Below are 24,052 nucleotides of genomic sequence, written 5' to 3'. Positions count from 1 at the left end.
TAAACCGGGTGTTTTTTTCTTAGGCGCAAACGTTACAAGCATTGATGCTGTTCCTATAGAGGGTTGAACTGGTTGTAAAAGGGCATTATCGAGTTTAAGAGCTTGACCATGTATAGGAAATAGCACAAGCTATTTTGTAAATATTTATATCAAACTATGAGTAAAAGATTAAACATAGCCTTTTTAGGCTTGGGAGCGATGGGTTCCCGAATGGCCATGAACCTCATCAAAGCCGGACATAACGTCACGGTATGGAACCGGACTTCCAGTGCTGCAGCACCTTTGGTGGAGGCGGGAGCCCATCAGGCACAAAGTGCAAAAGATGCCGCGTTAAATGCGGATTTTGTAATAGCAATGGTCCGTGATAATGAAGCTTCCCGCGAGGTATGGCTCGACCCTGAAAAGGGAGCACTTGCAGGAATGAAAGCGGGATCTATCGCAATAGAAAGTTCTACGCTTACTCCGGAATGGATCCGTGAGTTGGGGCAAACTACGGCTGCCAGTGGGGTGTCTCTGCTAGAAGCACCGGTCTCCGGGACCCGACCACAGGCTGAAGCCGGTCAGCTTATCTACCTGGTAGGGGGAGATGAAGCCACACTTAGGAAAGCAGAACCGGTATTGGCAATAATGGGGGGCTCAATAATCCTTGTAGGTGATTTGGGAACCGCAGCACTTGCAAAACTGACGACCAATACCCTGCTGGGTATTCAGGTGACTGCTTATGCGGAGTTGATCGGCATGCTAACAAGGTCAGGCGCTGATGTCGCCAGGATACTAGGTGCGGTGGCCGAAACTTCGGTCTGGAGTCCGGTGGCCAGTTATCTCACTGGTAGTATGCTCACAAAAAACTTCTCACCTATGTTTCCCATAGAATTGATAGAAAAAGATTTTGATTATACACTCCAAAAGGTGGGTGCTGAAGGTATGGCACCTACAATTAATGCTGCACATCAAGTATTTCGGAAGGCAGTGGATAAAGGTTTAGGTGATGAAAATATGACAGGTGTAGTCCGTCTTTTTGAGGAATCAAGTAAAGTCTTGTTTTGAAGTAACCATTATTAAGGAAAGCAATGAAAAATATTATTGTGCCACATGACTTCCTGGACGACCCGAAGTCAAATGAAGGCGTGGTGATCATGCCATATCACTCGGATAAGCCTTCATTGAAAACGAGGATCACTTTACAATACAATATGTTTAGCTTGTTGCTTGAGGGTGAAAAAAGTGTCTATTACGCTGACAATAAAATAGAAATAAACCCCTCGCAATTTTTACTGCTATCTACAGGCAACTGTCTGATGAGTGAGAAATTAGCTTCGGACAATGGAAGCTACCGCAGTATCCTGCTCTTTTTTGATAATAAAGTACTGTCGGAGTTTTTTATTAAATACCCATCGTCAATCACGGAACAAACTTCCGGAGATTTGGACAGGTCCTTGATCGTCTTCCAAAAGGATCCTTTTTTATACAATTTCATCGAGTCATTGCGTATCATGCTGGATTCAGGGCAGAAGTTAAACAGGAAACTACAGCAGCTTAAACTGGAAGAGCTCTTGCTTTACATCAGCGGTAAGTATCCGGGGCAAATTATGGCTTTGCGAGACATTAGCAGGGAGGCCGATGAGGAAACCATGATCCGCCAAACGATGATGACAAATGAGAACAGCCACATTACGGTGGAGGAATTGGCGTTTCTTTGCAATATGAGCCTTTCTACTTTTAAGAGGCGCTTTGACAAAATCTACGGAACTACTCCCAGCAAATGGTTGCTACAGCAAAGAATGAAGAAGGCCGCTAACCTGTTGAAGCAAGGTGATTTTAAAGCGAGTGAGATCTATTATGATCTTGGATATGAAAATCTATCCAGTTTCATCCAGTCATTTAAGCAGGTTCATGGGTTGACTCCTAAACAGTATCAACTTTCAAATTGAACGTTTGTCTACACTTTTTGAACGTTTGCCTCTAACCATTGCCTGCGTGGTATGCCTAGCTTTGTGTCATTAATAAACGTAAGTAAAATGAAAAGATTAATGACAACACTGGCAGTGGTTGTGGCAATAGGCAGCACTGCATTCGCGCAAACATTCACCTTAAAAAGTAACGAGCTGGGCGGACAGCTAACCAATAAGCAATACCTCAACGGAATGGGATATACTGGCGAAAACCAGTCACCAGAACTATCCTGGGATAATGCTCCCGAAGGTACTAAAAGTTTTGCTGTTACAATATATGATTTGGACGCTCCTACAGGCAGTGGTTTCTGGCACTGGGTAGTGTTTAACATTCCTGCCAATACAAAAGAACTTAAGTCTGGTGCAGGAGATGCTTCTAAAAAATTACTTCCGGCTGGAGCTATCCAAAGCAAAACCGATATGGGTGTACCCGGATATGCCGGAGCTGCTCCTAATGCCGGACCAGCACACAGATACCTGATCACGGTTTATGCGCTGGACAAAAAGCTTGACTTAGACGAAAATGCTACGCCTGCTTATGTAGGTTTCAACATGCATTTTTCCACGTTGGCCAAAGCATCACTTTTGGTTTACGGAAGCAGCAACAGCAAATAAGGAAATTGCCTCACCGGGAGGAGGAAGGCTTACTTCTCCCTTTGGGGCCATCAAATATGGATAAAGATACCTTTACTCCATTCCTGAAAATCTTACTTAGAAATAACAAATATTATAAAAGGAAATGCAAACATTCACACTTAAAAGCAACGAGCTAGGCGGGCAACTGACCAATAAACAATACCTTAATGGTATGGGGTATACAGGAGAAAACCAGTCACCACAATTGTCTTGGGAGAACGCTCCTGAGGGTACCAAAAGCTTTGCGGTAACTATTTATGATTTGGACGCCCCTACAGGTAGTGGTTTCTGGCACTGGGTTGTCTTTAATATTCCTGCTAATGTAAAAGAGCTTAATTCAGGGGCAGGAGATGCCTCTAAAGAATTACTTCCGGTTGGAGCTATCCAAAGCAAAACCGATATGGGTGTACCTGGATATGCCGGAGCCGCTCCCAATGCCGGACCGGCACACAGATACCTGATCACGGTTTATGCGCTGGACAAAGAGCTTGACTTGGACGAAAATGCCACGCCTGCTTATGTAGGTTTTAACATGCATTTTTCCACATTAGGTAAAGCATCACTTTTAGTTTACGGTAGTAGCAACAGCCAATAAGGAAATTGCTCAATCAGGAGGAGGTTTTACCCTTCCTGATAGTGTAAGACCTTCCATAGGTATTTTTAACCTATTTACTTAAGAATCTTAGAAAAAGAAATAATTACTCATATGTATTGGATTAATAAAATTACCCGAAATCTCTCGGCCAAAACACTGATTTTGGCAGCAACAGCAACTTTCTTCGGTTGTTCTGATGATGATGAAAATACACCATCGCTTCTTGATAATTACACAATAACTGCGACGGGTATGTACCCTGAAGGTGTGGACTTTGATGACAAAAATAACAGATTTTTGATTGGTTCTTTTAATCAGGGAAGCATCTCTATACTTTCAAGTGATGGTACCCTGGAAACTTTTATCAATGACTCCAATCTCATTGGTGTAACAGGTGTATATGCAGATGAAGAAAACAATCGGCTCATTGTTGCCAGTGGCGATGTTGGAGCTTCTGAGAAAAGTGGGGCTAATGGTTCAACAGCCGGAATTGTTGCGTATTTGGGTGTTTATGACCTAACCACAGGCTCTCTGATAAAGGGCTTAGACCTGAAACCACTTACACCAAATGGCGGAGCTTTCCCCAACGGCATCACTGTTGATAACAGCGGGAATATCTACGTCACTGACTCGTTTTCTCCGGTGATTTATAAAGTCGACCAGTCTTATAATGCCGGAGTATTCATAACCAATGCCAGTTTGTTTACTCCGGCGCCAAATTACTTTGGTTTGAATGGAGCTGTTTACCATTCGGACGGGTATCTTATCGTAGCTAAAACGGATGAGAATAAACTATTCAAAATCATGCTCAATGACCCGTCACAGGTGTCTGAGATCACAGGAGTAGATGGAATGAAAACTCCAGACGGGTTAGCATGGACAAGTGATAATAAACTGGTGGTGATTGAGAACGGACTTGGTGAAGGTAAAGTGCACATACTGAGTTCAGCAGATGGTTGGTCCACCGCTACTCAAACCAAAGAGATTTCTATAGGCAGCACGGAATTTCCAACTTCCGCGACGCTTGCTTCAAGCAAAGAGGTGTACGTACTTACGAGCTACCTGGGTAAATTGCTGACAGGAGATAAAACGCAAAGTATATTTACTCTTGACAAAATATCGATTAATTAACATTTGTTTTTAATCATGGAATAAGAAAGACAGGGTGCTCAAAACCTGCTTTTTCTTTAATTGCAAAATGATAATAATACTGAAAAGGTGAAAATAGGCACCACTTAGAAACATTTAAACTGTAAGAAATGAAAATCTATTTTCAAGAAGACTTTGTTAAAATCAGCTATGACCCTACTTACAATTACATTCTGCATGAATGGCTAATCCCTCCTACAGAAGAAGAGTTCAGAACCGGGTGCAATCAATTAGTAGATGCATTTAAGCATTTCAGTGCCAACAAAGTGGTTGTTGATACAAGGCAGCAGGGGGTTATCGCCGGGGACCTTTTGGAATGGATGGGTACCGATTGGGTAACACGGGCAGTCGCTGCCGGGTACACACATGGAGCCATCATTGTACCTAGTGATATTTTTGCTAGTTTATCTTTACATGACTTACAGGAGTCAATAAACAATAAAGTGATTAACCAGAACTTTGACAGTATGAGTGAGGCTCTGGAGTGGATAAAAGTAGCTAGACGGGCTTAATAGAAGTATAAAGGTCTAATGAAAAGAAAAAGCCGGGTTTTACCCCGGCTTTTATTATTCACTCAAAAAATCATCTTTACTTTTAATGGTAACTGGCTCTAACTCGCTTTTTTGAAGGTAAGCGATCATTTTGCCGATTTGCTTGTCTTTTATGTTTTTAAAGTCTGCTTTGGCTTTGTTGAACCTTTCTTCGATCAGCTTGAGGTTGTCCATCTCTGATGCGGATGGCTTTTCAAACCCTGCGGCTATTTTACTGTACAGGTCTGATAGTTTCTCTCTTAACTGAGGCTCTGCTGCGCCTACATAGTTATCGCCTTTGGTGATGACCATGGTATCTTTCAGGTCATTGAGCGATTTGATGACCGGCTCGGTAACCTTTTTGGATTTCGCATCTTCCCTGAGCAGGTTTTCGGCCCTGGCAATCCACTCATCCATTTCGTAAACGGTATAGGCCAGGTCTTCTGACATATTGTAAAGCTTCATGGTTACGTCGTGCTTTACCTTGCGATCAGCATCAGTCAGCAGGGAGGTGGGGTCGTTGACCAGAACCATGTCAGTTTCATAAGTGTCTTTCCCTTTAGTCATTACTACCTTATAAGTACCTGCCGTTACTCTTGGAGCGGTAAACCCACCATAAGTGAAGGTTTTGCCCTTGGCTACTTTCGGTTGCTTTGTTCTGTAGTTCCACGTCACAATGTTGATTCCTTTGGATTTGCCCGGGGTCAGGTCCATAATCTTATTTCCTTCGTTGTCCCGCACCTCCATAGTCATTTTTCCAAACGTATGTCGCTTTTTCAGGTAGTAAACTATTCGTGCAGCCGTGGAGGGGTTCGGGCCCACAAACTGAGTTTCGGTACTTCCTCCGCCAAATCCGCTTTCTTCCACCATCACCGTAGGTTTGGTGTTAAAGAAGTGAACATCTTTCTGAAGTACTTCCTGGCTGAGCTGACGCAGTGGGGAGATATCATCAATGATTATTATTCCACGCCCATGTGTTCCCAATACTAAATCATTGGTCTTTTTCTGCAATTCGATGTAGTGGATAGCCACGGCAGGTACATTGTTAGTGAATTTTGACCATGATTTACCTCCGTTGATGGTTATGTAAAGTCCAAACTCAGTTCCCAGGAAGAGCAGGTTTTCGTTCTCATAATCCTCCTGAATGTTGCGGGCAAAGCCATCAATCTCATCCGTTACAATGGATGTCCATGTCTTACCGAAATCAGTTGTTTTGTAAACATAAGTATTAAAGTCACCTGTGCTATGTCCTTCAAATACTGCATAAGCTGTCCCTTTTTTAAAGCTGCTGGCCTCGATATGGTAGCACCATGTGTTTTTGGGCAGTCCCTGAATATTGGCGATGGTATTTGTCCAGTTTTTTCCTCCATCTTGTGTTACCTGTACATTGCCATCATCAGTACCTACCCAGATTACCTGCTCGTCAAGCGGAGATTCTGCAATGGTGAATATAGTAGTATGGTTCTCAGCGCCTGAATTATCTTTTGACAGACCACCAGACTCTTCCTGGCTTTGCTTTGAAGGGTCATTGGTGGTGAGGTCGGGTGATATTTTAACCCAGGTGTCGCCCATGTCTTCGGATTTGTGAAGAAACTGGCTTCCCATGTAAAACCTGTCGGGCTGATGAGCACTTACAGCCATAGGGGCATTCCAGTTGAACCGCAGTTTAGGATCTCCCTTTACCGGTAAGGGCTGAATAGTTTTATTTTTGTTTCTTTCCACATCATAGCGCCATACATTTTCAGCTCCCTGCATTTCGGAGTAAATGATGTTTTTGGTAGGGTGCTTTAGTACCCTGAAACCATCACCGAAACCTATGGAATTCCAATCCCGGGCTTCTACTCCGCCTGGCGAAGAGGAAGGACCGTACCATGAGCCATTATCCTGAAGGCCACCGTAAATGTTATAGGGTTCGCTGTCGTCCACACTAATGTGGTAAAACTGGGAGATGGGCAGGTTAGGAACAATTTCCATGGTAGTTCCGCCATTATAAGAGCGGTACACCCCGCCGTCGGTGCCTACATACATGCGGTCAGAGTCTTTGATGTCGAAAAGAATGTCGTGGATATCCGCATGCATATTGCCCAGGTTTTTGAAGGTTTTGCCACCATCACGACTAATGGAGCCAAACAATCCGCCTTTTACCACTACCTCCGGGTTTCTGGGGTCTATGACAAGTCGGGAGAAATAAAACGGTCTTACAACCAGGCCAAAGTCATTGTTCAGGTGTTTCCAGCTTTTACCTGCATCGTCAGACCTGTAAAGGCCGTTGTTTTTAGCTTGTTCTGTCTCAAGAACCGTGTATATTATATTAGGGTCGGAGGGGGCCACTGCCACTGCAATCCTTCCCAATTTGCCGGAAGGGAACCCGTTATGGATTTTGTTCCAGCTTTTACCACCATCGGTTGACTTGTATAAGGCACTATTCTGGCCTCCTGAGCTGAACGACCAGGGTGTTCTTCGGAATTCCCACATGGAGGCGTATAGGGTGTTAGGGTCGTTCGGATCCATCACCAGGTCACTACAGCCTGTTTTCTGATCCACATAAAGGATTTTTTCCCATGTTTTACCACCATCAGGTGATTTATAAACGCCTCTCTCGTCACTGTCGCTCCACAATGCGCCAAGTATACCGACATAAATTTCCTCAGACGAAGGGCTAATGGCTATACTGCTAATGCGTTCTGATTTTTCGAAGCCTATTTTTTTCCAGTTGTTTCCACCATCGGTCGACTGAAAAAGCCCGTCACCGATCGAAACACTATTTCTTGTCCAGGTTTCCCCGGTGCCTACCCATATAGAGTTGTCAGGGTCCTTTGGGTCAACACTGATGACGCCAATAGACTGAGGATACTCATCAAATATAGGCTTGAAACTAACTCCACCGTCAAAAGACTTCCAGACACCACCACCGGCCGCTCCGGCATAAATGATTCTGTTGTTTTTTGGGTGCCCTTCAAGGTCGTTTATTCTTCCACTCATTAGTGCTGGGCCAATTTGCCTGGCTTGCAAATCACCAAAAAGCTCTTCGCCCGTGAGGTTAATTTCTTCCTGAGCGGATACTCTCGACGAAATTAGCAGGTATAGGGCTATCACTACATAAAATATTTTTTTCATGTTTTTAAGGTTAGATCAGTTGTCACGATAATGTTTTTTTGTAGCTATGACACCAACTATAGCACGTTGCTTTGGTCGGTTGCAGCAGTTTGGAAACTAAAATGGCTCAGATTTTTCTGAGCCATTTTAGTAAATTATTCTCCTTCAGGGAAAGCAAAAGAGCTTTCGTCCACTTCAGGGTTAATTTCTATAGCATCTATAGTAATGGGCTGAGAAGGTCCGTCCTTTACTCCCTGCGATATAGAGAATGGGAAATAGAGGCCTTCGACTTCCTGGTAATCGCTAAATGAGATATGGGATATAATGCCCTTCTGCGGACCAGAAACCACTTCACTTTCCTGGGCAATGGGAACAAAATTCTCTTTGTCGAAGAAGTAATACACCACATCGTCTACCTTTTCTCCATCCACGGTTACAGGCTCTTTAACCAGCTTTATTTTAAAGGTTTCGGTACCTTCCACAGTCTCATTACCTACCAGTTCGAGCTTATAGCCTTTTTTCTCGTAGTTGTAAAGGTCCTGAGGGAAATCATTGGTATTAAGCTTATGGTTAGCAGTAGTTTCTGCGTCAGCTTTTTCAGCTTTCATGGTTTGGAAGTTGGTATTCCAAAGCACATTGCCATCATAAACACCCTGCATGATATCATTTCCCTGAAGACTAACCTTAGTGTATTGCTTTCCATCAGCCAGTTGAACTACCTCAATAGGAATTTCCATGCCACCCTGATTTACTTTGAAATTCATTTTTACGCCTTTAAGGGCTCCCCAGTTTGCGTAACCACCGGTATTTTCAAAATAATTTGTAATGATTTCATCAGCCGTTTGGGCTTGTGCCCCTGATGCTACAAAAAATAATGCTAGCACCATTAATCTCATTCTTTTCATATCTGTTCGATCTAGGTTAGATTTAGTTTACTCATCTAAAAGCTCTTAGAGCCAAAAGACAAGTGAATATGGTGAAAAAGATGGATAGTTCTAACTAAGAAGTGATGATCTTGTGGTATTTGCTGATGATTGGTGCTTAGTGATGATGAAGATGTTTTTGTTTTGCAGAAATGGAAATGATAATGTCCCACGGCAATGTCAGGTGTGCTAATCGCCGTGAGACATTCTATATCGTGCTTAATAACAGTGGATTGTGTGCCGTTAGCCTTTGGTTATTTGGGTACATGTTTAGCCATGAACTTTTCAGAATCATCATTCCACTCTTTAAGAAGTTCAGTACGCTGTTTGTTCAGCGTATCGTTTACCTTGTTATAAACATTCACTTGTTCGTTGTATTCGCTCAATGTTTCGTTGTACTTGTCAATATCTTCCTGGGTCCGTTTTGATGGTTTTTTGGCCTCAAGGTATTTAGACATCTTTTCAAGTTTTTCTTTCAGTAATACTGTTTTAGAGTAGGTGTCAAAATGCTCAGAGGCCTCTTTCTGATAAAAATTTAGCAGCTTTTTTCCGACTGTCGTTATCATAGGGTCTCCATTATAACTACCTATGTTATCAATTTCCAGCAACCCGTCTGTTGAAAAAGTATTCAAAGTATTTTTGTTTTGCTCAAAAGCACCCATGTCGTTATTGCTAAGGTCTTGTAAAACATAACCTTCCTGCTTATAGCTTTTGAAAAAAACCAGGTAAACTTTGTTATAGTAGTCCATTACTTCTGAGGCCTTTTTTATTTTTTCACCTTGTTTGTCCAGCTTGCTTATCAGGTTTATGCCATGTTTTGCAGCAAAAGTGCTTTGTGCACTATCCAACTCCTGGTGAGCTGCGGTCAATTTTTCCCCTGCTTCCTTTTTTGCTCTCAGGTAGGCTTCCATGGCGTCGTAGGATTCTTCCGCTATTTTTTCCATATCTACTATTTTCCCATAATCTTCCTTGATCACAATTTCACTTAAACTCAGGTATTTAACAGTGGCATCTCTGAGGGAAGGGTCTTTCTGGTATGTATTAAACCTACGAATGGTGCCATTGGCTTTTTTTATGGTTTCGGTAAGTTCAAGTCTGCGTTTATCTATTTTTCGTGCATTTCTTCCATGAGCGGCAGCTTTTATATAGGCCCAGGTATCATTCTGGATCTCACGGTATTCATTGCCGATTTTTGCCATGTAGTCAGAGGCTGTTTCCTGTCCATGAGCATGGAAGGCCAAAATGAGTAAGATAAAAAATACTTGTGTTGTTTTCATAATTGCTAATTCGTAATTTCAATGTAATCTGCCAATATGTTGTAGGACTCCCATAAGTAAAAGTCTTGCTTTAATGTCTCCTGTGCCTTTTTGTAGTCTGTACTGAGTACTTCATCTATGGATATGTCAAATTCCGAATATTCCGGTATCTCCAGCTCAAACTGTTGATGCTGAAGACCGGTGATCCCTTCCAGTTGTGTAAACCATGTTTGAAGACTTTCCATGTCACTCTCATAAGTGCCTTTATTCATGTGGATTGTAAAAGTTTTACCCTTCTTCAAATCATTATTCATCTTTTTAATAGAGGCGTATTGATTCGTTTGAGAGAGTCTGGCACTACTTTTTTCCTTTAATTGATTGATTGGAAGAAAGCTTTTGTTAACAACAACAGCCGAATGACCGGAGAGCCTGAGGTAATTGGGAGTAGCGCTTTCACCATGTACAAAGTTTTCAAGAATATTTTCGAGGGTAATATCAGGAATGACGCCCCGTCCCTGATAACTTGAACCGGTGATCCTGTGCATAGCTTCGGTAGTTACTTTTAAATAATGGCCTTTACTATGAGCGACCGGAAGTATCAATTGTGAAGTGGATTTACCATAACTTTTAGAGCCTGCAATTATGCCTCTACCCCAATCCTGAATGGTAGCAGCGAATACTTCAGAGGCAGATGCACTCGCCTCATTGATCATGACCAGCAGGGGACCGTCATAGGCCACTCCACGATTGGGGTCTTTTATAGTGCTAACTTCTTTTTTAGAATTTTCGATAGTGAACAATACGCCTTCATCTATAAACAGCCCCAGTAATTTAATCGCTTCTGCCATGCTTCCGCCACCATTGGAACGTACATCCAGGATAAGCCCATCAATATTCTCTGACTTTAAATTTAGCAGCTCTTTGGCCAGGTCATCTGCCAGGCCTTTGATATATCTGGGGTCATCAAATGAAGTGTAGAAGGAGGGAATGGAAATGTAAGCAAATCTTTTTTGGCCATTTACAATAAAAGCTTTTAAGGTATTGCCATACTGGTTGAGCCTTGAGCGTCTCAGTTCAATGTTTTTTATTTGATCCGACTGCTTCAAACGGAGTTTGATCGTTTCATAGGGGGATTGTAGCAATATCATGTTCACCTCCTCAACATCCATACACTCGAGGTCTAAGTGCACCTCGTCGGCTTTTACAGCCAGCAGTATATCCCCTTCGTGAATACTTTCATCTTGCCAGGCCGGACTCCCCGGAATGACTGTATTTACTTCTAACTCATGGACCAGGTTCCTGCTTACTGTAAAGCCAAAGCCTTGTGCCTCGGTGTCAAGGGCAAACGCTATTTGCTCTCTGTCATGCTCAGTCATGTATTGAGAGTGTGGATCGAAAGCGAGGGCTATAGCGTTTAAATAGGCAGAGAGAACTTTCTGATCCAGACCCTCCTCCGGGGATAGCATACGCGTGTATTTACAAAGTACTTGCTCCTTGGCCTCATTGAAAAAATCCGAATCATCGGTGGAAGCGGTTTTTGACTGTATCCGGTGAAAGTAGCCCGCTTTGAGCTGCAGGTTTACAATTTCAATTGCGTCTTCAGGAAACTCCTTTTTTGCTGGTATAGTGAACTCATAAGTATCATATTTTGACAAATCCGATAACTTGCAAAGCTTAATGTGGTCTATAATTTTTGATAACTTTGCTTTATAAGCACTCAATACTTCTTCATAAACAAAACACTCCTTCGTGCGTACATCATCATCAATTTGATCTTTGAGGCGATTCAATTTTTGGATATCACCATAGGAGAAAACTATGGCATCGGGGTCCAGCAAACGAATAAAATGCTCATAAATACTTGAAGAAAGTGAGTCGTTGAGCTCTTTCGGGTTATAATGGTTAGCCTGGAGCGTTTCAACTAACCGAGCTGGCAATTCACAATTTTGAAGCCCATAAGTGCCTACGCTAAAAAAACAAAGCAGTAGTGCAACGAGAAGTCGATTCATGAAAATTAACAGAAAAAAACTATAAACTAATCTGCGAATTTAAAGATTATATCTAAACCTGTGTTAGGTGACTCTGATTAATTATCAAAATATTTAACGAAGCAGTTGTCGATAACTGGATTTTACAGGCTAAAATGTGTCATTCCAGCTTTAAAAACATCTTTTCAAAATTCATGGTAAGGGTATCAAACTGCTGGAATACATCCTGGCCCAGGTTACCGTACATGCCAATATCCTTTTTGAGGTCATGATCATAAAAGACCTGTGCAGAGTCCACACTAAAAGGCTGTTGTGCTATGGCTGCAGAGAAGGTGGTTTTATAAATAGCAGTTTTTATAGCTCCACCCGCTCCACCGAGAGATACAGTGTCCGGCTTTCCACTTTGAACTATGGCATCTTTATGGAGATTAAAATATGATTTGTAAAGCTGGGTCGATGATGCCCCGGTATCAAAAGTGAACGGGAGGGTGCGTGAATCCTGCTCGACGGCAACTATAGGAGTGAGAAAATCCAGTGCCATGTTTGTTACAGAATAATCGCCGGTAGTTTCCGGGATGTGGAGGCTTGCATTCTTTACTATACTCACTTCCCTAAGGGCATGAATAACCAGGAAGCCGATGATCAGGTCAATTTGATAACCGATTGAAGGAAAACTCAGGCTACTTTCGGGAAATACAAGAAACACCACATTTTTTAAGATTGTATTTCCTATTTTCAGTGAGTCGGCCAAAGCAATATGAGAATCCACCTCATTGCCTGTCAGTGCAGTAACCTTGAAAGTTTCCCCGAGTATGGTCAGGCCGTATTTTATGGCCAGGCTGTCAGTAATAACCGATAGATTTGCGCCCGTATCGAAAACGGCTTGTTGCTCGGTATTGCCTATGGTAACAGGTATTCTTGATAGTCCAGCCATGTCCTTACCAATGGGCAAGGTGCTTTCAGTGATGATAGCCATTTGGCCGGGGCTGTTTTTCAGAGCATCATAAATTTTCAGGGTGTTTTCATGGTCGTCTTTTTCTTCATTGCTCAACCCGCCCAGGGCCAGAATGGCTTTGGTAGCTTCAAAGGCTTCATAATACCTGCCAATAAATACGCTGTTGTTGATTTTGGTCTCCAGAAGCTGGAGTTTAAGAGAGTCAGAGAGGGAGGCATTGTGGTGGCTCATTACGCTGTCTATGGCTGCGTTGGAAGCTTCCCTGTTGTTAAAAATGGCATCGGTAAATGCCTGAATAACGAGGCGGTCCCTATCGCCGAGCAAAGCCTTGTTTTTATTAAACCCGTCCTTTAGCTTAAAAAAAGCTTTGTTTCTATATAGCGAATCCAAATGTTCATAAACCTGGAGGCTAGTCTCCGGCTTTTCTGTGGGGTTGCAACTTTGGAAAATAAGCAATACTGATAATGTAACCGGTACGAATAGTATCTTATTCATGAGTTCAGCAGTAAAAATATATCGGTGTGTTTAATTTGTGAATTATGAGTTCTGATGAGCGGAGCCCTGCGCGCTTACCCATTCCATGAGCCAAATTTGCCTTTTCTGTAATCGTCGTAGGCTTCATAAATTTCCTGCTCTGTATTCATTACAAATGGGCCTTGAGCCACTACAGGTTCATTGAAAGGCCTGGCGTAACCTAAAAGTAAAGTGCTTTTTGCAGAGGAAACTATTTTCAGGTCTTCATGATCATTATTAAACTCAGCCAGTTGTGTGGCTTTTACCACATGATCATTCACCTCAAGCTGCCCTTTGATCACATAAAAAAAGATGTTCTGATCTAAAGGTATCTGTAGGTCGAGTTCTCCGCCTGGCATGAAATGGATGGTGGTCAAATGAACATCTGTTTGCGGGGTAAAAGCACTTTGGGTTCCATTCCAGTCGCCCGAAATAAGGTTCATAGCCACTTTACCATCGGAGAGGGTTTGTGTAGGAATGTCTTGCTTTTGAAGGCCTGTATAATGGGGCTCTGTCATTTTCAGACTTGCCGGAAGGTTAAGCCAGAGCTGTAAAATTTCCAGCGGTCCCCCTTCTTTTTTAAAAGCGTCAGATGAAATTTCTGCATGTATAAGACCGCTACCAGCTACCATCCATTGTACACCTCCGGCAGAAATTATACTTTCATGTCCGCCGGAATCCTGATGCATTATATCACCCTCCATAATGAATGTAACGGTTTGCATGCCCCGGTGTGGGTGTGGGCCAAAGGGTAACCCTTGATTATCAGGAGGGTATGTCTGAGGTCCGTGATGATTAAGGAATAAAAAGGGATCTATTTGACTTAGCTGCCGGGTGGGTAATGGCGAATAGGTTTTAAGGTCTGCTATAGGGCGATATTCGGCGTTGTGAATTTTACTGACAGTTCTCATGAGCTTATTTTGTTCTCATTGAGAACGGGATTTGATCAGTCCGGGTTGTGCTTTTTAGTAACTGCCAGGGTAAGGCAGCCGGAATTTCACAACCCTTGCATGCCTGAGGTTACTGTCAAAAATAAGTGCTTCTGCGTCCGGATGTTGCTCTTTGGCAAGCATAGTCATTTGCTTAAGTACCTGCTGGAAGTCTATATTTTTACCAGCCGTTGCAGTAATACCTGTGAGAATATGTGTAAGCTTGGTTTTTCCGGAAGTAGCCTCGCTTAATTGGTCAATAACATTATTATGAACCTCACCTAATGGCTCCACCTGCATTTTTGGTTCAGATAAAATATATACATACAGGCCATTAACCTGTTTTACAGCTATGGCTTGGTTCTTATCTATTGTTTCACAAGAGATCAAACCCAGTATAAAAATAGATAGTATTAAAGTTCTCATATTTAATCTAAAATTTATTTTATAAATATATCTATTCTTACCTGATTTGAAAAACTGGTCATCATGAATAGTAAAAGGCACTGTTAGGTAATTTTACTCAATTTTATAGGTAAAATTACCTAATGATAATTTTGAAAAAGCTGCTCTGCCATACGGAAATGACCACTGCATCTTGATGGCTGATTTTATAAAAAAAATATAATCTATTTTATTCCTAGCTTTTACTGTCTAAGAAGTTGACTTTGCCAGGAGTGCCAAAACATACCTCACTTGTCTGCAAAGCGCTTTTCTACTCAAATTGGTGTTAAACCTAATTTTTTAGCAAATGGAACAGGCACGTAGCGTACTTATCACTCACCGGGGTAATATGAACGGTGAAAGATACCTCATCGACAACTCCAAAAAGGAGGTGCATGACCTTTTTAATGTTAAGCCCGATTGTCATATCAGTGATATAATGAAGCATGGGGACGATCTTCCGTGCAGGTCATTGCGAGAAGCTCATAAGGAGGGCTACCGGGATTGTACATGGTGTATCGGGAGGTCGAAGAAATAGCTCATGTGACTGGTAGTATACTGACTTGTCCGGTCGGGACCAGATTTGAAGGTTTAATATAATTAAAGATAAAAAGGTCTTTTTATCTTTAATAAAATGTAGATTTGCCTCATCATTAAAACATAATAATATGAATGATCAGGAAAATACATTTGGAAAACGCATTGTACAATGGACTGAGCTGTTGGATTTTAACCGTTTGCTGGTTATGGCAATAATTATATTTGTACACACTTGTGTGATTATACCGCCAACGTTATTGGTGTTGCTTCATATGCAGGCAGGTGAATGGCCATATCTGGTAGTTACTGTTTTTTCTTTTGCCATATTGGTTTCTAACCTTGCCGTGATGTCCACCAAAATTACCGTTCCGGTTTTTGCGCTTAGTACCCTGGTACATGCAGGTATTATTTTTTTCTACCTGCTATATTAATAACACGGGATATTGAAGCCTTGTACACTTACGTCGGTTTTGCAGGTAGTAAGCCTGCCCATAGATAAAATATTGCGATGTTATAACAAATGAGACATTAACGCTTTATATAATTGTGTAGACAAAAGTTTCACCAATTTTATCAGGCGCAATGAACGAATTTCTGGAAAGGACTTACTTTAATAATACTGTTCAGGATTATGCTATTGTCATAGGAGCCATTTTGCTGGGCATAATCATGGTTAAGCTCTTCAAGCGTACACTGCTTAAAAAGTTGAAACAGTGGACAGAGAATACAAGTACGGACATTGACGATTACATTGTTGATACTATTGCTACTTTTGGTTTACCGGCCTTATATGCTGCAATTGTTTATGCTGCCATAAACTATCTTCATTTGTCTGAGCGGGCTGAGAATATAGTTACCATCGCAGTGACTGTGGTGATTACCTATCTGATCATCCGGTTTGTTTCTTCAACTATTCTAAGGCTTTTACGGGTTTACATCAGACGGCAGGAAAATGGTGAGGAAAAGGTAAAACAGATCGGTGGTTTGATGATCATTATCAACGTCATCATCTGGCTTATCGGTTTGCTGTTCTTTTTCGATAATATGGGCTACGATGTCACCGCGGTTGTAGCCGGACTTGGTGTAGGCGGTATTGCCATCGCATTGGCCGCACAAAATATCCTGGGAGACCTTTTTAATTACTTTGTTATATTCTTTGACCGCCCTTTCGAGGTAGGAGATTTTCTGATCGTTGATGATAAACTTGGAACAGTGGAATATATCGGGGTAAAAACGACCCGTGTAAAAAGCCTCTCTGGTGAGCAGTTGGTATTTGCCAATAGCGATCTCACCAACTCAAGAATACATAACTATAAAAGGATGGAGCGGCGAAGGGTAGTGTTTAAGGTAGGAGTGGTTTATCAAACACCTTACAATCAGCTAAAGCAAATACCTGATCTTTTGAAATCTATAGTTCTGGAACAGCCCGATGTGGAGTTTGACAGGGCGCATTTTCAGAAATATGGAGATTCCAGCCTTGATTTTGAGATTGTCTACTATGTACTGAGTTCGGATTACAACAAATACATGGATACACAGCAGTCCATCAATTACAAAATATTTGAGGAATTTGAGAAGATGGGAGTTTCTATAGCTTACCCTACGCGCACACTTTATTTGCATAATGATAACAAAGAGGGCGATGATAATGGGCCTGTTTCTACCGTTACGACATAACGCAGCCTAAATGCTGTTTTAATAGCAAACAACTGTTGCAGTTGTATGTTAATGTTTAAACATACATTAAAACAGAAGAAACTATGGCAAAGATAAAAACCGCTGTGATTTACTACAGCTCTACAGGAACAAACTACCAGATGGCTCAATGGGCGGCAGAAAGTGCTGAAAAGGAAGATGCTGAAGTGAGGATAAGGAAAGCAGCCGAACTGGCCCCCCAATCGGCTATATCAGCTAACCCGGCCTGGGAAAAACATCAGAAAGCCACCCGGGATATCAAAGAAGTTTCGCTGGATGACCTTGAGTGGGCGGATGCCATTATATTCAGTGTACCTACCCGCTACGGAAATGTACCAGCCCAAATGAAACAGTTTCTGGACTCCACGGGACCTTTGTGGCAAAAGGGAAAGCTTACCAATAAGGTGGTGACAGCAATGACGAGTGCCATTAACCCGCATGGGGGACAGGAGTCCACATTGCTGTCACTATATACCACCATGTATCACTGGGGCGCCATAGTTGTCGCACCCGGGTATACTGATGAAGTAACTTATGCCGCCGGGGGTAATCCGTATGGTACAAGTGTATCAGTAGATATGGAAGGTAATATGAAACAAGATAAGGAGAGTATCAGAAAGGCAGTGGCCCATCAGGCCAAACGTGTGGTGACGGTTGCGGGTTGGGTAGTTGGGTGACAGTACCAGAACTAAGTGAATTAAAAGTGCCAATCTCGATAAATTATTTAAAGTCAGGAACTGCGCCTTAAGTACCCATGGGCACAAAACGGCTTTTAATGTCATTCAATGAGCATAAAAGCAGTACGGTTTAGAGCAAACAGTTTGGACAGACAGCTGTTATATTACAGATGCGGTTGAGTATAGCTTACTGCTTCAGAACTGACTAAAAAGAGCGAATATGGAAAATCAGACATACCATACAGGAGCAAGAGACAGTAGTAAAGAGGTGATAATTGTGACAGGGAGCAGTGGCTTAATAGGTACTAAGCTGATAAAGAGGTTGGTGAAAAATTACAGGCTGATAGGCTTGGACAAAACAGGTAATCCTTTCCCTCCCATAGAGGCAGAGTGTGTAAACTTTGATATTACTTCCGAAGACAGCATCAGAGCAGCTATGGAGCGTGTGCGTTATGGATATGGGACTAAAATAGCATCGGTCATCCACCTGGCGGCCTACTATGATTTCTCAGGAGAGCCTAGTCCCCTGTACGAAAAAGTAACGGTACAGGGTACTGAAAACCTGCTTAACGTGCTTCAGGATTTTGATGTTGAGCAATTTATATTTTCCAGTACCAATCTCATCTATAAACCAACGGTACCCGGCCAAAAGATCAATGAAGATTGCCCTATTGCGCCAAACTGGGATTACCCTGAGTCCAAGGCAGATACGGAGCAGGTAATCAAAGAGAAACATGGAGCCATGAAGACGGTGCTTCTTCGTATGGCAGGAGTCTATGACGATGAGGGACATTCTATTCCGATTTCCCATCAGATACAACGCATCTATGAGAAGCAGTTTACCAGTCATTTCTACTCTGGCGATACATCGCATGGTAATGTATTCGTTCACCTGGACGATGTGCTGGATGCGTTAATTAAAGCCGTAGAGAAGCGGAAAGAATTGCCTGAGGAGGTAGCCATAAACATAGGTGAGCCGGAAACCCCCAGCTATGAAGATTTGCAGCAGCGCATAGGAAAACTTATTCATGGTGAAGATTGGGAAACCTATGAAGTACCTGAGGCACTTGCTAAAATCGGCTCGTGGAGCATGAACTTATTCGGAGACCCTTTCATCAAGCCATGGATGATCGACAGGGCAGATGATCATTATGAGTTGGATGTGTCAAGAGCGAAGGAGTTGCTGGGTTGGGAGCCTCGTCACAGTTTGCTGAATACCCTTTCGGTTATCATTTCAAAACTGAAGGAAGACCCGGTGAAATGGTATAAGGAAAACAAGCTGGAAATGCCTTCTCGCTTAAAGGAGAAGGAAAAAGAAGAGGTGCAGCCCCATACCTCCCATTGAGAATAATCAACACAACAAAAATTGAATAACGATGAATACTGATCATATAGAAAGAAATGTAGGAAGTGTGGGCTCAGCCATAGGCCGGAGTCTGATAGCAGGTATAGCAGGTACAGTAGCCATTACCATTGCACAGATGATAGAAATGAAGATCAGCGGCCGGGAGCCCAGCAATGCGCCTGCAGAAGTAGGTGGCAAGGTGCTGGGCGTGGAACCCAGAGGAGGAGAAAAGGAGGAGCAGGGTAAGAAGCAAGGCAATGAAGAAAACTCAGTAAAGGAGCAGAATGAAGAGAAATTCGGGCAGTTGATGCATTGGGGATATGGCACCGGCTGGGGAGTTTGTCGTGGATTATTGTCATTAGCGGGTATTAAAGGCCCTGCGGCTACGGCTATCCACTTTGGTGCGATCTGGGGCACAGAACTGGTGATGGTTCCTGCCATGACAGAGTCGCCACCGGCATCCAAATGGGGAGCCAAGGCACTGGCCAAAGATGCACTTCTGCACCTGACCTATGCATTGGCAGCCGGGGCAGTTTTTGATGCTATTGATAATGGCCGTGATTGAGTGAGACTGCCCTGAGAAAGGTACTGTGGTCTTTTGTTGGTGCTTTTCCACCAGCAACTACGCTGGCAGCGTTTATAAAGGCTGCATATCCATGGTGTCTTTTGCACGTCCATTGGTTTCTGGTTGGGGTTGTGGGGTAATTACAGTCCAGCTTTACTAATCCTTTGACGCTTAGTAAAGCACGGTTAATATCGGCCTGATTAAGTCCAGTCATGAAGCACAATCCTTTTTAGTACACATGCAGGGGAATCCCTTTGGAATTGAAAAATTATATGTTTTGAATTTATAGCAATTTTCGGGTACTTTCCGGCTATGGCAACCTTTAGATTTGTATCTGGTAAATAATATTAGATATGACTGATTATCAACGCATAGCCCAGGCAATCAATTACATTAAGGCCAACTTCAAGGATCAGCCTAATTTAGAACAGGTGGCAGAGAGTGTACATTTGAGCCCATACCATTTTCAGAGGCTTTTTAAAAAATGGGCAGGTGTATCGCCCAAAAAGTTTCTGCAATACCTCAGTTTAGCACATGCCAAGAAAGTGCTGTCGCAGCAGCATTCTGTCGAAGAGACTACCTTCCAGACCGGGCTCTCAGGCTCAGGCAGACTGCATGATCTTTTTGTGAACATTGAGGGTATGACTCCCGGAGAATATAAGAACCAGGGAGAGAATCTTTTTATAAAGTACAGCATCAATGAATGCTTGTTTGGCAATTACCTGATCGCTACTACCGGCAAGGGAGTGTGCAACCTGCTCTTTTTTGATAATGAAGAACAAGTAGTGGAAGAACTCAAAACGCTATGGCCAAAAGCACATCTGGGAATGGGAGCAGATGGTGACCACGATACGGTAAGAAAGTTCTTCAATAAAAACCTTGATAATCCTGAAAAGATCAGGCTACACCTGAAAGGAACGGATTTTCAGTTGAAAGTATGGGAAGCTTTGCTCAGGATCCCAGAGGGGAAACTGGTGTCGTATAGTGAAATCGCCAATCAGATCAGCCAGCCTACGGCACAAAGGGCTGTAGGAACCAGCATCGGTAAAAACCCGGTAGGATACCTTATTCCCTGCCATAGAGTAATCAAAAGTGTTGGGGGTATAGGTGAGTACCGCTGGGGGCAGGAGCGTAAGATGGCTATTATCGGTTGGGAATCAGCCCAGGTGTTTGGGGAGGAGCATGCTGCATGATGGAGGCAGCATTAACTTTACAACATCGCATCGAGAGCCAGAATTGGAACCGCGTTGATGAACAGCTATGCGGTCGCGGCTTTGCGCTTTTGGAAAATGTACTCTCTGCTAATGAGTGTGCAGAGCTTAAAGTTTTATATCCACAGGACCATCTTTTCCGGAGTACCATCGATATGGGCAGATATAGGTTTGGAGAAGGTGAATATAGGTACTTTAAATATCCCTTACCGGAGGTTATTCAGCAGTTCCGTACGGGGATGTATCCTTTTCTGGTGCCAACTGCCAATAAATTTGTAAGAGTATTGAAGACAAGTGCCGGATACCCGACAGATCATGGCGAATTTTTATCTTATTGTCATCAACAGGGGCAAAAGAGGCCTACTCCGTTAATTTTGAGATATGAGGAGGGAGGCTATAATACGCTACACCAGGACTTGTATGGTGATGTCTATTTTCCGTTTCAGGCAGTTTTGTTTCTAAATCAGCCTAATAAAGATTTTGGAGGTGGCGAATTTGTGATGACGGAGCAGCGTCCGCGAGCACAATCCAGTGCAGAGGTACTTCAGCCAAACCAGGGCGATATACTCATTTTTACCACAAACTACCGGCCTGTTAATGGCCTGCGCGGATACTATAGAGTTGCCATGCGACATGGTGTAAGCCGGGTTAAGTGGGGAGAGCGTGTAACAGTGGGTATTATATTTCATGATGCACAATAAGGTTGCTGTTATCCGGATGATCCTTACCGGAAAAATTTGTTATGCTGGAAACAGGAGGTTGAAAATCTATGGTATGCTGGACTGTGCTTCCGGTAAACGTATGAAAATGGAGAACAGGGTGTTTTTTGCCAGTGAAAGAGAGGCAGTTGAGCTTGGGTACAGGCCATGTGCCAGGTGTATGAAGGAGAAATATGCATCCTGGAGCCGGAAATTTTAACATTTTTAACAGATTGATAATCAAAAGTTCATTCCAGCCGTATAAGACCATTGGTAACAGGACAATATAAAACAAGATGGGTTCATCAATTATTGACAATATACTTGTATTTAAAACCAATATAACCAATTCTCTGCAGGTGGCATCTCTGGCGGAAGTGCTTGATACCACAGACGATATTGAGGACTGGAACCTTGATATGGAGGATTGTGATCACATATTGAGAGTAGTGAGCCGGGGAATAAAAACCAATGAGGTAATAGCCAGTCTGAATGACCTCGGGTTTCACTGCGAGGAGCTCAAAGGGTAAGAAACCTTGCCTTCCGCAGTTGATGTGGGTATGCTATATTACATGTTTAAACTTGTTTATTTTCCGGTTAAAAAATTCAAACTCTTTCTTCCTGATATTTAGTTGTTTGTGTACTTACAAAGCCTTTCTATTCACTTTTTTATGTAGCTCTTCCAACTTAGCTGTATATAGTTGTGTCATATAAGAGTAAAATGATAAACATATATGGCAACAATTAGACCGATTGTACACGTGATAGGGATGTCACTGTTAATCTCATTTTTTTCTTCATGTAAGGAAGAAGAGACCCAGCTTGAGCGCTGGAGGAGGGAAGAGGATGAAAAGATAACCAAATACCTTACGGATAAAAATATCTCAGCAATAAAAGATGCCAGTGGCATTTATTATGAAGTTTTGACCGAAAATGCCCAGGGAAAAGCTGTGAGAACCAATGACATCATTTCTGTTTTTTACAACATCAAAACACTTGAAGACAAGCAACTGGAAAAGACCACGGACTCACTGGCCCCTGTCATGTTTTTACACGATTACCAAAGTGTAATCCCACTTGGGCTGGACTATGCAGTTCACTTGATGAAAACAGGTGAGAAGTTCAGGTTTTATATGCCATCTACCCTGGCTTACGGAGATTACAACGCCGATGATTTTGATGCCAACACTATACTCATTATTGAGCTTCACGTCGTCAGCACTCAAACGCTTGATGAGCGTTATAATCAGGAAATGAAGGAACTCCGAGAATACTTAACATCAAATGCTATAACCGATAAAGAGGAACTATCTTCAGGACTTATTTTTAACCAAAAGCAGGCAGGGACCGGAGTACAGCCAACAGGTCAGAGCAGAGTGAAAATTCACTATGAATGTCGATATCTTGACAGTACACTCGTTGATAAAACAAATCCCAGCCAACCTGTTACCATCGATTTGTATGGTGGTTACATTGTTAAAGGCTTGAAAGAAGGGATACTTAAAATGAAAAAAGGAGGTAAAGCAACTTTAGTCATGCCATCTAAGCTGGCTTTTGGGGGCAGTATTCAGGTTTTACCTTCCTCAGTTCGAGATGAACTATTGCAGGACAAGATATTATTAACCAGGGTCCTGCCATTCTCGCCGCTCGTGTACGAAGTAGAGCTTGTGGATACTAATTAATTTTGAATACGTGATAGATTGTAAGGGTGCCTGCTGTCGAAAGATAGCAGGCATTTTTTTTGAGTATTTGTTATAATGTATTTTATTGACCTGTATATGATATTAATAAGTTATGAAAAATGCTAAAGTAGAAGACTCGGTACAGCGAAGTATAACCATAGAGGTAACTCAGCAGAAAGCATTTGAAGTATTTGTCAATCAGTTTGGCAAATGGTGGCCGGCGGAATATACCTGGAGCCATGAGGTACTGGATTTTATTACTATAGAGTCCGGGGAAGGGGGAAGATGCTTTGAACGTGGCCCCAATGGTTTTGAATGCGACTGGGGAAGAGTAATCAGGTACGAGCCACCCTATGCTATTTCATTTACATGGCAGATAGGGGTGAACCGTGAACCGGTTCCGGATCCGGCTAAAGCCAGTATAGTTGAAGTAAGGTTTGGGGTTGAGGATTCCTTTACCCGTGTTGAGGTGCATCATCACTCCTTTTCAAGGCATGGTAAGCATTGGCAGCGATATGTGGCAGGTATGGCGTCTGTCAGGGGATGGTCGTGGCTGCTTGACAAATATGAGGCATCATTTGACTCCATATAATGAAACAGGCGATTTTTGGTATAATTTTCCGGTGTAAAGAGCAATGTTGCTTGATGAATATTCTTATTTGTTTATATTTTC

The 24,052-nt window shown here is 42.5% G+C and carries 26 protein-coding genes; 18 read left to right on the top strand and 8 right to left on the bottom strand.

Features of this window, described 5'->3' with window-relative positions; translation table 11 throughout:
* Window positions 1-156: 156 nt before the first annotated feature.
* The 6 genes from LVD17_RS25805 (at window position 157) to LVD17_RS25780 (ending at window position 4,844) form a co-directional block, all read left to right on the top strand.
* Entirely contained in the window at window positions 157-1,047 is an 891-nt protein-coding gene (locus LVD17_RS25805) for an NAD(P)-dependent oxidoreductase (protein WP_233762815.1), read from the top strand.
* A gap of 23 nt (window positions 1,048-1,070) precedes the next feature.
* Complete coding sequence (locus LVD17_RS25800; RefSeq protein WP_233762813.1) at window positions 1,071-1,931, top strand: helix-turn-helix domain-containing protein; 861 nt, start codon at window positions 1,071-1,073, stop codon at window positions 1,929-1,931.
* A gap of 87 nt (window positions 1,932-2,018) precedes the next feature.
* Window positions 2,019-2,567: a YbhB/YbcL family Raf kinase inhibitor-like protein gene (locus tag LVD17_RS25795; RefSeq protein WP_233762811.1), complete on the top strand. Its 549-nt coding sequence runs from the start codon at window positions 2,019-2,021 to the stop codon at window positions 2,565-2,567.
* A gap of 124 nt (window positions 2,568-2,691) precedes the next feature.
* Window positions 2,692-3,183: a YbhB/YbcL family Raf kinase inhibitor-like protein gene (locus LVD17_RS25790; protein WP_233762809.1), complete on the top strand. Its 492-nt coding sequence runs from the start codon at window positions 2,692-2,694 to the stop codon at window positions 3,181-3,183.
* A gap of 111 nt (window positions 3,184-3,294) precedes the next feature.
* Complete coding sequence (locus LVD17_RS25785; RefSeq protein ID WP_233762806.1) at window positions 3,295-4,314, top strand: SBBP repeat-containing protein; 1,020 nt, start codon at window positions 3,295-3,297, stop codon at window positions 4,312-4,314.
* A gap of 128 nt (window positions 4,315-4,442) precedes the next feature.
* Window positions 4,443-4,844, top strand: a complete 402-nt coding sequence (locus LVD17_RS25780) for a hypothetical protein (RefSeq protein ID WP_233762804.1) — start codon at window positions 4,443-4,445, stop codon at window positions 4,842-4,844.
* 54 nt (window positions 4,845-4,898) lie between these two features.
* Here LVD17_RS25780 and LVD17_RS25775 read toward each other — a convergent pair whose 3' ends face one another.
* The 7 genes from LVD17_RS25775 to LVD17_RS25745 form a co-directional block, all read right to left on the bottom strand.
* The gene (locus LVD17_RS25775) at window positions 4,899-7,979 is read right to left on the bottom strand and encodes a WD40/YVTN/BNR-like repeat-containing protein (RefSeq protein ID WP_233762802.1); all 3,081 of its coding nucleotides are present in this window, start codon (window positions 7,977-7,979) and stop codon (window positions 4,899-4,901) included.
* Between the two features lie 134 nt (window positions 7,980-8,113).
* Window positions 8,114-8,863: an outer membrane lipoprotein-sorting protein gene (locus tag LVD17_RS25770; RefSeq protein WP_233762800.1), complete on the bottom strand. Its 750-nt coding sequence runs from the start codon at window positions 8,861-8,863 to the stop codon at window positions 8,114-8,116.
* 272 nt (window positions 8,864-9,135) lie between these two features.
* Window positions 9,136-10,158 (bottom strand): LIC11966 family surface protein, encoded by a 1,023-nt coding sequence (locus LVD17_RS25765; RefSeq protein WP_233762798.1) that lies wholly within the window; start codon window positions 10,156-10,158, stop codon window positions 9,136-9,138.
* Window positions 10,159-10,163: 5 nt separating this feature from the next.
* On the bottom strand, window positions 10,164-12,146 hold the full coding sequence (locus LVD17_RS25760) for a carboxy terminal-processing peptidase (RefSeq protein WP_233762796.1): 1,983 nt from the start codon (window positions 12,144-12,146) through the stop codon (window positions 10,164-10,166).
* A 139-nt stretch (window positions 12,147-12,285) separates the two neighbouring features.
* Window positions 12,286-13,575 carry an aspartyl protease family protein gene (locus LVD17_RS25755; protein WP_233762794.1) on the bottom strand — a complete coding sequence of 430 codons (1,290 nt, stop codon included), beginning with the start codon at window positions 13,573-13,575 and terminating at the stop codon, window positions 12,286-12,288.
* A gap of 74 nt (window positions 13,576-13,649) precedes the next feature.
* Window positions 13,650-14,504, bottom strand: a complete 855-nt coding sequence (locus tag LVD17_RS25750) for a pirin family protein (protein ID WP_233762792.1) — start codon at window positions 14,502-14,504, stop codon at window positions 13,650-13,652.
* Between the two features lie 54 nt (window positions 14,505-14,558).
* Window positions 14,559-14,948: a hypothetical protein gene (locus LVD17_RS25745; RefSeq protein WP_233762790.1), complete on the bottom strand. Its 390-nt coding sequence runs from the start codon at window positions 14,946-14,948 to the stop codon at window positions 14,559-14,561.
* A gap of 325 nt (window positions 14,949-15,273) precedes the next feature.
* Here LVD17_RS25745 and LVD17_RS25740 point away from each other — a divergent pair, with 325 nt between their 5' ends.
* The 6 genes from LVD17_RS25740 to LVD17_RS25715 all read left to right on the top strand — a co-directional run bounded on the left by LVD17_RS25740 (window position 15,274) and on the right by LVD17_RS25715 (window position 19,788).
* The gene (locus tag LVD17_RS25740) at window positions 15,274-15,504 is read left to right on the top strand and encodes a hypothetical protein (RefSeq protein WP_233762789.1); all 231 of its coding nucleotides are present in this window, start codon (window positions 15,274-15,276) and stop codon (window positions 15,502-15,504) included.
* A 130-nt stretch (window positions 15,505-15,634) separates the two neighbouring features.
* Window positions 15,635-15,937, top strand: a complete 303-nt coding sequence (locus LVD17_RS25735) for a hypothetical protein (protein WP_233762787.1) — start codon at window positions 15,635-15,637, stop codon at window positions 15,935-15,937.
* A 151-nt stretch (window positions 15,938-16,088) separates the two neighbouring features.
* On the top strand, window positions 16,089-17,183 hold the full coding sequence (locus LVD17_RS25730) for a mechanosensitive ion channel family protein (protein WP_233762785.1): 1,095 nt from the start codon (window positions 16,089-16,091) through the stop codon (window positions 17,181-17,183).
* Between the two features lie 83 nt (window positions 17,184-17,266).
* Entirely contained in the window at window positions 17,267-17,878 is a 612-nt protein-coding gene (gene wrbA / locus LVD17_RS25725; protein WP_233762783.1) for an NAD(P)H:quinone oxidoreductase, read from the top strand.
* Window positions 17,879-18,098: 220 nt separating this feature from the next.
* Window positions 18,099-19,223 carry an NAD-dependent epimerase/dehydratase family protein gene (locus LVD17_RS25720; RefSeq protein ID WP_233762781.1) on the top strand — a complete coding sequence of 375 codons (1,125 nt, stop codon included), beginning with the start codon at window positions 18,099-18,101 and terminating at the stop codon, window positions 19,221-19,223.
* 31 nt (window positions 19,224-19,254) lie between these two features.
* Entirely contained in the window at window positions 19,255-19,788 is a 534-nt protein-coding gene (locus tag LVD17_RS25715; RefSeq protein WP_233762779.1) for a DUF1440 domain-containing protein, read from the top strand.
* On the opposite strand, the gene LVD17_RS25710 is transcribed toward LVD17_RS25715, so the two are convergent.
* Complete coding sequence (locus LVD17_RS25710; RefSeq protein WP_233762777.1) at window positions 19,766-20,002, bottom strand: hypothetical protein; 237 nt, start codon at window positions 20,000-20,002, stop codon at window positions 19,766-19,768. The genes LVD17_RS25715 and LVD17_RS25710 overlap by 23 nt on opposite strands.
* Window positions 20,003-20,141: 139 nt before the next feature.
* Between LVD17_RS25710 and LVD17_RS25705 the strand changes: the two genes are divergently transcribed.
* The 6 genes from LVD17_RS25705 (at window position 20,142) to LVD17_RS25680 (ending at window position 23,971) form a co-directional block, all read left to right on the top strand.
* Entirely contained in the window at window positions 20,142-20,981 is an 840-nt protein-coding gene (locus LVD17_RS25705; RefSeq protein WP_233762775.1) for a bifunctional transcriptional activator/DNA repair enzyme AdaA, read from the top strand.
* Window positions 20,939-21,700: a 2OG-Fe(II) oxygenase gene (locus LVD17_RS25700; protein ID WP_233762773.1), complete on the top strand. Its 762-nt coding sequence runs from the start codon at window positions 20,939-20,941 to the stop codon at window positions 21,698-21,700. Before LVD17_RS25705 ends, LVD17_RS25700 begins: the two co-directional genes overlap by 43 nt.
* Window positions 21,687-21,917, top strand: a complete 231-nt coding sequence (locus LVD17_RS25695) for an Ada metal-binding domain-containing protein (protein ID WP_233762771.1) — start codon at window positions 21,687-21,689, stop codon at window positions 21,915-21,917. The genes LVD17_RS25700 and LVD17_RS25695 overlap by 14 nt, the downstream gene beginning before the upstream one ends.
* Before the next feature lie 76 nt (window positions 21,918-21,993).
* Window positions 21,994-22,227: a hypothetical protein gene (locus LVD17_RS25690; RefSeq protein WP_233762769.1), complete on the top strand. Its 234-nt coding sequence runs from the start codon at window positions 21,994-21,996 to the stop codon at window positions 22,225-22,227.
* 204 nt (window positions 22,228-22,431) lie between these two features.
* Window positions 22,432-23,379 (top strand): FKBP-type peptidyl-prolyl cis-trans isomerase, encoded by a 948-nt coding sequence (locus tag LVD17_RS25685; RefSeq protein WP_233762767.1) that lies wholly within the window; start codon window positions 22,432-22,434, stop codon window positions 23,377-23,379.
* A 112-nt stretch (window positions 23,380-23,491) separates the two neighbouring features.
* Window positions 23,492-23,971 (top strand): SRPBCC family protein, encoded by a 480-nt coding sequence (locus tag LVD17_RS25680; protein WP_233762765.1) that lies wholly within the window; start codon window positions 23,492-23,494, stop codon window positions 23,969-23,971.
* The last annotated feature ends 81 nt before the right edge of the window (window positions 23,972-24,052 follow it).

It is taken from the genome of Fulvivirga ulvae (assembly GCF_021389975.1).
Classification (GTDB): Bacteria; Bacteroidota; Bacteroidia; order Cytophagales; family Cyclobacteriaceae; genus Fulvivirga; species Fulvivirga ulvae.
Note: the sequence above shows the minus strand (reverse complement) of the source record. Positions and strands in the feature narration are given on the sequence as shown.

Coding starts and splice junctions, on each gene's coding strand:
- LVD17_RS25805 (WP_233762815.1), top strand. CDS start 157: ATGAGTAAAAGATTAAACATAGCCTTTTTAGGCTTGGGAGCGATGGGT.
- LVD17_RS25690 (WP_233762769.1), top strand. CDS start 21,994: ATGGGTTCATCAATTATTGACAATATACTTGTATTTAAAACCAATATA.
- LVD17_RS25740 (WP_233762789.1), top strand. CDS start 15,274: ATGGAACAGGCACGTAGCGTACTTATCACTCACCGGGGTAATATGAAC.
- LVD17_RS25775 (WP_233762802.1), bottom strand. CDS start 7,979: ATGAAAAAAATATTTTATGTAGTGATAGCCCTATACCTGCTAATTTCG.
- LVD17_RS25715 (WP_233762779.1), top strand. CDS start 19,255: ATGAATACTGATCATATAGAAAGAAATGTAGGAAGTGTGGGCTCAGCC.
- LVD17_RS25780 (WP_233762804.1), top strand. CDS start 4,443: ATGAAAATCTATTTTCAAGAAGACTTTGTTAAAATCAGCTATGACCCT.
- LVD17_RS25790 (WP_233762809.1), top strand. CDS start 2,692: ATGCAAACATTCACACTTAAAAGCAACGAGCTAGGCGGGCAACTGACC.
- LVD17_RS25730 (WP_233762785.1), top strand. CDS start 16,089: ATGAACGAATTTCTGGAAAGGACTTACTTTAATAATACTGTTCAGGAT.
- LVD17_RS25685 (WP_233762767.1), top strand. CDS start 22,432: ATGGCAACAATTAGACCGATTGTACACGTGATAGGGATGTCACTGTTA.
- LVD17_RS25770 (WP_233762800.1), bottom strand. CDS start 8,863: ATGAAAAGAATGAGATTAATGGTGCTAGCATTATTTTTTGTAGCATCA.
- LVD17_RS25795 (WP_233762811.1), top strand. CDS start 2,019: ATGAAAAGATTAATGACAACACTGGCAGTGGTTGTGGCAATAGGCAGC.
- LVD17_RS25765 (WP_233762798.1), bottom strand. CDS start 10,158: ATGAAAACAACACAAGTATTTTTTATCTTACTCATTTTGGCCTTCCAT.
- LVD17_RS25760 (WP_233762796.1), bottom strand. CDS start 12,146: ATGAATCGACTTCTCGTTGCACTACTGCTTTGTTTTTTTAGCGTAGGC.
- LVD17_RS25710 (WP_233762777.1), bottom strand. CDS start 20,002: ATGACTGGACTTAATCAGGCCGATATTAACCGTGCTTTACTAAGCGTC.
- LVD17_RS25720 (WP_233762781.1), top strand. CDS start 18,099: ATGGAAAATCAGACATACCATACAGGAGCAAGAGACAGTAGTAAAGAG.
- LVD17_RS25785 (WP_233762806.1), top strand. CDS start 3,295: ATGTATTGGATTAATAAAATTACCCGAAATCTCTCGGCCAAAACACTG.
- LVD17_RS25750 (WP_233762792.1), bottom strand. CDS start 14,504: ATGAGAACTGTCAGTAAAATTCACAACGCCGAATATCGCCCTATAGCA.
- LVD17_RS25745 (WP_233762790.1), bottom strand. CDS start 14,948: ATGAGAACTTTAATACTATCTATTTTTATACTGGGTTTGATCTCTTGT.
- wrbA (WP_233762783.1), top strand. CDS start 17,267: ATGGCAAAGATAAAAACCGCTGTGATTTACTACAGCTCTACAGGAACA.
- LVD17_RS25695 (WP_233762771.1), top strand. CDS start 21,687: ATGATGCACAATAAGGTTGCTGTTATCCGGATGATCCTTACCGGAAAA.
- LVD17_RS25800 (WP_233762813.1), top strand. CDS start 1,071: ATGAAAAATATTATTGTGCCACATGACTTCCTGGACGACCCGAAGTCA.
- LVD17_RS25735 (WP_233762787.1), top strand. CDS start 15,635: ATGAATGATCAGGAAAATACATTTGGAAAACGCATTGTACAATGGACT.
- LVD17_RS25705 (WP_233762775.1), top strand. CDS start 20,142: ATGACTGATTATCAACGCATAGCCCAGGCAATCAATTACATTAAGGCC.
- LVD17_RS25680 (WP_233762765.1), top strand. CDS start 23,492: ATGAAAAATGCTAAAGTAGAAGACTCGGTACAGCGAAGTATAACCATA.
- LVD17_RS25755 (WP_233762794.1), bottom strand. CDS start 13,575: ATGAATAAGATACTATTCGTACCGGTTACATTATCAGTATTGCTTATT.